This window comes from Martelella sp. UBA3392 (assembly GCF_002358775.1).
GTDB lineage: Bacteria > Pseudomonadota > Alphaproteobacteria > Rhizobiales > Rhizobiaceae > Martelella > Martelella mediterranea.
Map to the genome: position 1 here is coordinate 1 of NZ_DEPM01000062.1, position 6852 is coordinate 6852.

General features: G+C 63.1%; 10 protein-coding genes. All 10 read left to right on the plus strand.

Features of this window, described 5'->3' with window-relative positions; translation table 11 throughout:
- Nucleotides 1-293: hypothetical protein (locus B4E36_RS04595; RefSeq protein WP_345900041.1), on the plus strand; the 293-nt coding region annotated here is incomplete at its 5' end.
- Nucleotides 290-865 (plus strand): ActR/PrrA/RegA family redox response regulator transcription factor, encoded by a 576-nt coding sequence (locus B4E36_RS04600; protein ID WP_292055434.1) that lies wholly within the window; start codon nt 290-292, stop codon nt 863-865. The genes B4E36_RS04595 and B4E36_RS04600, both read left to right, overlap by 4 nt.
- Before the next feature lie 179 nt (nt 866-1044).
- Complete coding sequence (locus B4E36_RS04605) at nt 1045-1464, plus strand: DUF2852 domain-containing protein (RefSeq protein WP_018067581.1); 420 nt, start codon at nt 1045-1047, stop codon at nt 1462-1464.
- Nucleotides 1465-1599: 135 nt separating this feature from the next.
- The gene (locus B4E36_RS04610) at nt 1600-2325 is read left to right on the plus strand and encodes a M48 family metallopeptidase (RefSeq protein ID WP_292055433.1); all 726 of its coding nucleotides are present in this window, start codon (nt 1600-1602) and stop codon (nt 2323-2325) included.
- Between the two features lie 38 nt (nt 2326-2363).
- Nucleotides 2364-3020: a phosphoribosylanthranilate isomerase gene (locus tag B4E36_RS04615; RefSeq protein ID WP_292055432.1), complete on the plus strand. Its 657-nt coding sequence runs from the start codon at nt 2364-2366 to the stop codon at nt 3018-3020.
- 12 nt (nt 3021-3032) lie between these two features.
- The gene (gene trpB, locus B4E36_RS04620) at nt 3033-4253 is read left to right on the plus strand and encodes a tryptophan synthase subunit beta (protein ID WP_018067584.1); all 1221 of its coding nucleotides are present in this window, start codon (nt 3033-3035) and stop codon (nt 4251-4253) included.
- Between the two features lie 5 nt (nt 4254-4258).
- Complete coding sequence (locus B4E36_RS04625) at nt 4259-4543, plus strand: hypothetical protein (protein ID WP_292055430.1); 285 nt, start codon at nt 4259-4261, stop codon at nt 4541-4543.
- An 11-nt stretch (nt 4544-4554) separates the two neighbouring features.
- On the plus strand, nt 4555-5019 hold the full coding sequence (locus tag B4E36_RS04630) for a hypothetical protein (protein WP_345900042.1): 465 nt from the start codon (nt 4555-4557) through the stop codon (nt 5017-5019).
- Nucleotides 5016-5855 (plus strand): tryptophan synthase subunit alpha, encoded by an 840-nt coding sequence (trpA, locus tag B4E36_RS04635; RefSeq protein ID WP_292055429.1) that lies wholly within the window; start codon nt 5016-5018, stop codon nt 5853-5855. The genes B4E36_RS04630 and trpA overlap by 4 nt, the downstream gene beginning before the upstream one ends.
- 42 nt (nt 5856-5897) lie before the next feature.
- Nucleotides 5898-6845, plus strand: a complete 948-nt coding sequence (gene accD / locus B4E36_RS04640; protein WP_292055437.1) for an acetyl-CoA carboxylase, carboxyltransferase subunit beta — start codon at nt 5898-5900, stop codon at nt 6843-6845.
- The last annotated feature ends 7 nt before the right edge of the window (nt 6846-6852 follow it).

The following is a 6852-nucleotide window of genomic DNA, read 5'->3' on the forward strand; positions in this document are numbered from 1 at the left end:
CGGGTTTGCCGAAACCGGCCATCCACTTTGTCGAAGCCCTTCGACATAGCTATGGCTATGCCGCGCGGACTTCTTCGCGTGGAATGACCGGTTTGGGCAAACAGAACGGATTCCATTTAAGCCTGAACGGCTCTAGAATGGTTCGCGCCGGATTGGAAGCGCGCAAGCGTTTCGAGGGTGCGGGTCTGACCTGCCGGCGTTGCGGTGACGGTTTTGTGACGCGCAAGGGGTTTACCCCCGTCGCCCCCGGAGGCATAAGGGGTCAGGCATTACTTTCAGGCCCAATGAAATGAACGCATTGCAGACCCCCGATACGAATGACGAACTCGCCGGCCTCGGCGACGACCGCAGCCTTCTGCTTGTCGATGACGACGCGCCGTTCCTGCGCCGGCTGGCGCGCGCCATGGAAACGCGCGGTTTCGATATCGAAACGGCGAGCTCGGTTGCCGAAGGGATCGCGCTTGCCAAGGCGCGGCCGCCGGCCTTCGCCGTCGTCGACCTGAGGCTTGAGGACGGCAGCGGGCTCGACGTGGTCGCCGCCATCCGGGAGGCCCGGGCCGATACCCGGATCGTGATGCTGACCGGATACGGCAATCTTGCAACCGCCGTCACCGCCGTGAAGCTCGGCGCGCTCGATTATCTCGCCAAGCCAGCCGATGCCGACGATATCGTCCATGCGCTGACCCAGCAGCCCGGCGAAAAGACCGACCTGCCGGAAAACCCGATGTCGGCGGACCGGGTGCGCTGGGAGCATATCCAGCGGGTCTACGAGATGTGCGACCGCAACGTCTCCGAAACCGCCCGCCGCCTCAACATGCACCGCCGCACCCTGCAGCGCATCCTCGCCAAACGCGCGCCGCGCTGACGGGCGATCGCATCGGCTCTCCGGCCCGCTTCCGGTATCTGGCAAAACCTTCCAGAAGCCGTACCGTTTTCCGCAAAATCGTTCGATTCCTGTCGAATATATCTTGAAGCGGCATGCCGCCATTTCCATATCGGAAATATCGGCGGTCGATCGCCGAGACGAAACGAGGAAGAACCGAGATGAACGAGACTGCGTTACTGCGTCCGGCGTGGACGCCACTTACGATTGCCCTGATGGTGATCGGTTTTGTCGTGTTCTGGCCGCTTGGACTGGTGATGCTTGCCTATATTATCTGGGGCGATCGTCTGAACATGTCGCGCGGCGAGTGGAAGCGTTCCGCCGAACGCGCCTTCGGCTCCTGCAAGCGCAACATGCGCCAGGCCGCCGAGCCGATGGCCTCCACCGGCAATGCCGCCTTCGATGAATGGCGCCGCAGCGAGATGGAGCGGATCGAGGCCGAGCGCCGCAAGCTCGACGAGATGCGCGCCGAATTCGATCGCTACACCGACGAGCTGAGAAAGGCCCGCGACCGCGAGGAATTCGACCGTTTCATGCGCGAGCGCAACAACGGCAATTCCGGCGGAACATCGCAGGACTGACGCAATGCGCCGCGCCGTGAGGCGCGGCAGCCACCCTTTCGGCATCGCCCATATCCCCCGGGCGGTGCCTTTTTTTGTGGCCTGTCGGGGCCGGAACCCGGTATAGGAAGGCCATCGGGGCCGAAGAGACACGGAATGAACGCCAGGACAATCGACATCGGCGGAAGGGTGCTGCCGCTCAACGTCAGGACCAATGCGCGCGCGCGGCGGATGACGCTGAAGATCGAGCCGGGCGGGCATGCGGTGAGCCTCACCGTGCCGCCGGGGCTTGCGCGCCATCAGGTTGAAGGGTTTCTGCGCCGTCATCATGACTGGCTGATCGACCGGATCGGACGGTTCGAGGGCCGCGAAACAGCCATTGGCGACGGCGCGTCGCTGCCGGTGTTCGGCGTCGCCCACACTATCCGCCACAGCGGCAATCTGCGCGGATTGACCGAGGCCCGTGTCGAGGACGGCGCACCCGTGCTTCTGGTCTCCGGTCCCGCCGCCAGTATCGGCCGGCGCGCTGCCGACTATCTGAAGAAGGAGGCGAAGCGCGAGATCACCGAACGCGTACGATACCACGCGGAGGCGAGCGGCAAGCGCTTTTCGGCGATCAGCTTCAAGGACACCAAATCGCGCTGGGGCTCTTGTTCGTCGGCCGGCAATCTCAATTTCTCCTGGCGGATCGCGATGGCACCGCTGTTTGTCGTGGATTACCTCGCCGCGCACGAGGTGGCGCATCTCAGCGAAATGAACCACGGGCCGCGTTTCTGGGCGCTCTGCGAAAAGCTGTGTCCGAGAACCCCGGAGGCGCGCCGCTGGCTGAAGGCCGAAGGGTCTTTCCTCCATGCGATCCGCTTCGATACGCCAACCGTATAGAACTCGCGAAGTTTTTCGCGATATGTTAAGGACAGACCATGAAACGTCCGGCCATCAAGATCTGCGGGCTCAGCAGCGAAGACACGATCGATCACGTCATCCGTCGCGGGGCGAGCCATGTCGGCTTCATCTTCTTTGAGAAGAGCCCGCGCTATGTCGAGCCCGATATTGCCGCCGGCCTAATCACCCATGTGCGCGGCCGGGCGAAGACGGTTGCCGTATCGGTCGATGCCGACAACGAGCTTCTGGAAGAGATCGTTTACGCCGCCCGTCCCGATATGCTGCAGCTTCACGGCCATGAGACGCCCGACCGGGTGATGACCATCAAGGCGCTGTTCGGCCTGCCGGTGATCAAGGCGTTTTCGCTGCGCGCGCCGGAAGACCTTGCCCGGGTCGATGACTATGACGGTGTCGCGGATCATCTGCTTTTTGACGCAAAGCCGCCTGCAAACGCGACGCTTCCGGGTGGAAATGGCGTGACCTTCGATTGGCGCTTGCTTGCCGGCTGGCGCCCGACTATTCCCTATTTCCTGTCGGGCGGTCTTTCGGCGGAAAATGTCGCTGCCGCGCTTCATGAAACCGGGGCGCAGGGGCTTGATGTTTCCTCGGGCGTCGAAAGCGCGCCCGGCGTGAAGGACGCCGCCCGGATCGATGCCTTTTTTGATGCCGTTGACGCTGCCTATGCAACGGCCTGATGGAGAATGACCGTGAACGAGACCCCGAAGCTGAATTCCTTCAAATCCGGACCCGACGAGACCGGTCTGTTCGGCATTTTCGGCGGCCGTTTCGTCGCCGAGACGCTGATGCCGCTGATCCTCGACCTTGAGGGCGAGTGGGAAAAGGCGAAGACCGATCCGGCCTTCCAGGCGGAGTTGAAATCGCTCGGCAAGCATTATATCGGCCGGCCGAGCCCGATCTATTACGCCGAGCGCCTGACCGAGCATCTCGGCGGCGCGAAAATCTATTTCAAGCGCGAGGAGCTGAACCACACCGGCTCGCACAAGATCAACAACTGCATCGGCCAGATCCTGCTCGCCAAGCGGATGGGCAAGACGCGGATCATCGCCGAGACCGGCGCTGGCCAGCATGGCGTGGCGTCCGCCACCGTCGCCGCCCGCTTCGGCCTGCCCTGCGTGGTCTATATGGGCGCGACCGATGTCGAGCGGCAGGCACCGAATGTGTTCCGCATGAAGCTTCTGGGCGCAGAGGTGAAGCCTGTGACGGCCGGCCACGGCACGCTGAAGGACGCGATGAACGAGGCGTTGCGCGACTGGGTCACCAATGTCGAGGATACCTATTACCTGATCGGCACGGCCGCTGGCCCGCATCCCTATCCGGAAATGGTGCGTGACTTCCAGGCGGTGATCGGCACGGAAGCGCGTGAACAGATGATGGAAGCCGAAGGCCGGCTCCCGGATCTCGTTATCGCCGCCGTCGGCGGCGGCTCGAATGCGATCGGTATCTTTCATCCATTCCTCGATGACGCCGATGTGAAAATCGTCGGCGTCGAGGCTGGCGGCAAGGGGCTTTCGGGCGAGGAGCACTGCGCCTCGATCACCGCCGGCGCGCCCGGCGTGCTGCACGGCAACCGCACCTATCTGCTGCAGGATGGCGACGGCCAGATCAAGGAAGGCCATTCGATCTCGGCCGGGCTCGATTATCCCGGCATCGGGCCGGAGCATTCCTGGCTCAACGATATCGGCCGCGTGAGCTACGTGCCGATCATGGATGACGAGGCGCTGGAGGCATTCCAGCTCATGACCCGGCTCGAAGGCATTATTCCCGCGCTGGAGGCGAGCCACGCGATCGCCGAAATCATGAAGCGCGCGCCGAAAATGGGCAAGGACGAGATAATTCTCGCCAATCTTTCCGGCCGCGGTGACAAGGACGTGCATACGGTGGGCAAGATTCTCGGCATGGAGATGTGAGGTAAATGAGCAGGGGGGACGTGATCGAGGAAATGTCGGACCTGGCGGAAGCGCTGTTCGAGATCATCGAGGAGGAGGACGGCGGCGGCGGCGATGAGCTGCGGGCCGCGGTGATCAAGGCGCTGGCGCATCAGAACCTGTTCAACATCGAACTGGTCTCGGCGCTGAACGCGCTCGCCTCGGGCGACGATGCCTCCGCCGAAATCGACAGCCTCGTGATGAACATGAAGTCCGTCCACAAGTCGCTGGTCACCGCGATTTCGGCGTGGTCGGATGAGGAAACGGAATAGGACGGAAGATCATGACGGAAACACTGGCGGAAGCGGAGCTTTATCGCCCGCGAGAGGCCGGTTATCTGACAACGGTCGAGACGGATTACGGCACAATCAAGCTCAGCGGAATTGCGGCCGAGGGCGCCCCGGATTTCGGCGAGGATGTGCTGGAAGCCGCCATTTCCGTGCTGCGACAGGCGGGAGCGCCGAAGCCGAATTTTGGCGCCGGTTTTGCGGTGCTGCATCACGGCGAAGAGGCCTGGTGGCTGCTGTTGCATTGGTGGCTACCCGGCGGGATCCTCTCTCATGGGCTCTGGCGCGCCGATCTCGGCATGACGCCGCCCGACTTTTCGCCCGTTCCGCCCGGCCCGATGGCCTGCGTATGGGAACTGGGCGTGATTGATTTCGAGCGACGCGCATTCATGGCAACCGCCATGGCCGGCGCGCCGCTTGCCGATTATTTTGCATCGAAGATGCCACGGAGTAGAGTATGACCGAACGCATGGAAAAACGCTTTGCCGCGCTGAAAACCGAGGGCCGGCCGGCGCTGATCACCTATTTCATGGGCGGCGATCCGGATTTCGATACCTCGCTTCAAATCATGAAGGCGCTGCCGAAGGCCGGCGCGGATGTGATCGAGCTCGGCATGCCGTTTTCCGATCCGATGGCCGACGGCCCGTCGATCCAGATGGCGGGGCTGAGGGCGCTGAAGGGCGGCCAGACGCTGGCCAAGACCCTGGAGCTTGCCCGGAAGTTTCGCGAAAGCGACGCCGATACGCCGATCGTGATGATGGGCTATTACAACCCGATCTATATCTATGGCGTCGACAAATTCATCGCCGATGCGCTGGCTTCCGGCATTGACGGGCTGATCATCGTCGACCTGCCGCCGGAAATGGATAATGAGCTCTGCATTCCAGCCCTTGCGGCCGGGCTGAACTTCATCCGGCTGGCGACGCCGACCACGGACGGCAAGCGTCTGCCGGCGGTTTTGAAAAACACCTCCGGCTTCGTCTATTATGTCTCGATGAACGGGATCACCGGCTCGGCGCTGCCTGACCCTTCGAAGGTTGGCGAGGCGGTTTCGCGCATCAAGGCGCATACCGATCTGCCGGTCTGCGTCGGCTTCGGCGTCAAGACCGCCGAACATGCCCGTCTGATCGGGGCTGCCGCCGATGGCGTGGTCGTGGGCACGGCGCTGGTCAACCAGATCGCCGGCAGCCTCACGGCCGACGGCAAGGCCGGCAAGGACACGGTCGACGCGGTTTCGACCTTCGTGAAGGGCCTTTCAAGCGGCGTGCGGGACGCGCGCCTTGCAGCCGCCGAGTAAATCTGGCACACGGCAGGCAAAGAAATTCAGGAGGTTCATGTGGTGAACTGGATTACCAATTACGTGCGGCCGCGGATCAATTCCATGTTCGGCCGCCGCGAGGTGCCCGAGAATCTGTGGATCAAGTGCCCCGAAACCGGGGCCATGGTGTTTCATACCGATCTGGAAGAGAACAAGTGGGTGATCCCGTCTTCCGGTTATCACATGAAGATGCCGGCGCGGGCGCGCCTTGCCGATCTGTTCGATAACGGGACCTATGAGGACCTGCCGCAGCCGAAGGTGGCGCAGGACCCGCTGAAGTTTCGCGATTCCAAGAAATATCTCGACCGTCTGAAGGAAAACCGGGCGAAGACCGATCAGGAAGACACGATCCTGGCCGGCCTCGGCACGCTTGAGGGGCTGAAGCTCGTTGCCGTGGTGCAGGAGTTCAAGTTCATGGGCGGCTCGCTCGGCATGGCCGCCGGCGAGGCGATCATCCAGGCCTTCCAGCGCGCGCTCGATGAGAAATGCCCGCTGGTGATCTTTCCGGCGTCGGGCGGCGCGCGCATGCAGGAGGGCATTCTCTCCTTGATGCAGATGCCGCGCGTAACGGTGATGATCGAGATGATGCGCGATGCCGGCCTGCCCTATGTGGTGGTGCTGACCAACCCGACCACCGGCGGCGTTTCGGCCTCCTACGCCATGCTCGGCGACCTGCATATCGCCGAACCCGGCGCCGAGATCGGCTTTGCCGGCCGCCGCGTGATCGAGCAGACCATCCGCGAGCAGCTACCCGACGGCTTCCAGACCGCGGAATATCTGCTGGAGCACGGCATGGTCGACATGGTCGTCAAGCGCCATGACCTGCCCGAAACGCTGGCGCGGCTCCTGAAGATCATGACCGGCGCGCCGGCTACGGCGCCGCACGGGCTTCTGGAAGGCCCGCATGCGTCGCAGGCGGAAGCCGAACCGGCGCTTGCCGCGGATGAAGCCCCGGCGCAGCAGGCCTGAGAAAGAC

What these genes read in the sequence shown, in the direction of transcription:
- B4E36_RS04600 (WP_292055434.1), top strand. Translation starts at nt 290, where the DNA reads ATGAACGCATTGCAGACCCCCGATACGAATGACGAACTCGCCGGCCTC.
- B4E36_RS04605 (WP_018067581.1), top strand. Translation starts at nt 1,045, where the DNA reads ATGAACGAGACTGCGTTACTGCGTCCGGCGTGGACGCCACTTACGATT.
- B4E36_RS04610 (WP_292055433.1), top strand. Translation starts at nt 1,600, where the DNA reads ATGAACGCCAGGACAATCGACATCGGCGGAAGGGTGCTGCCGCTCAAC.
- B4E36_RS04615 (WP_292055432.1), top strand. Translation starts at nt 2,364, where the DNA reads ATGAAACGTCCGGCCATCAAGATCTGCGGGCTCAGCAGCGAAGACACG.
- B4E36_RS04625 (WP_292055430.1), top strand. Translation starts at nt 4,259, where the DNA reads ATGAGCAGGGGGGACGTGATCGAGGAAATGTCGGACCTGGCGGAAGCG.
- B4E36_RS04630 (WP_345900042.1), top strand. Translation starts at nt 4,555, where the DNA reads ATGACGGAAACACTGGCGGAAGCGGAGCTTTATCGCCCGCGAGAGGCC.
- trpA (WP_292055429.1), top strand. Translation starts at nt 5,016, where the DNA reads ATGACCGAACGCATGGAAAAACGCTTTGCCGCGCTGAAAACCGAGGGC.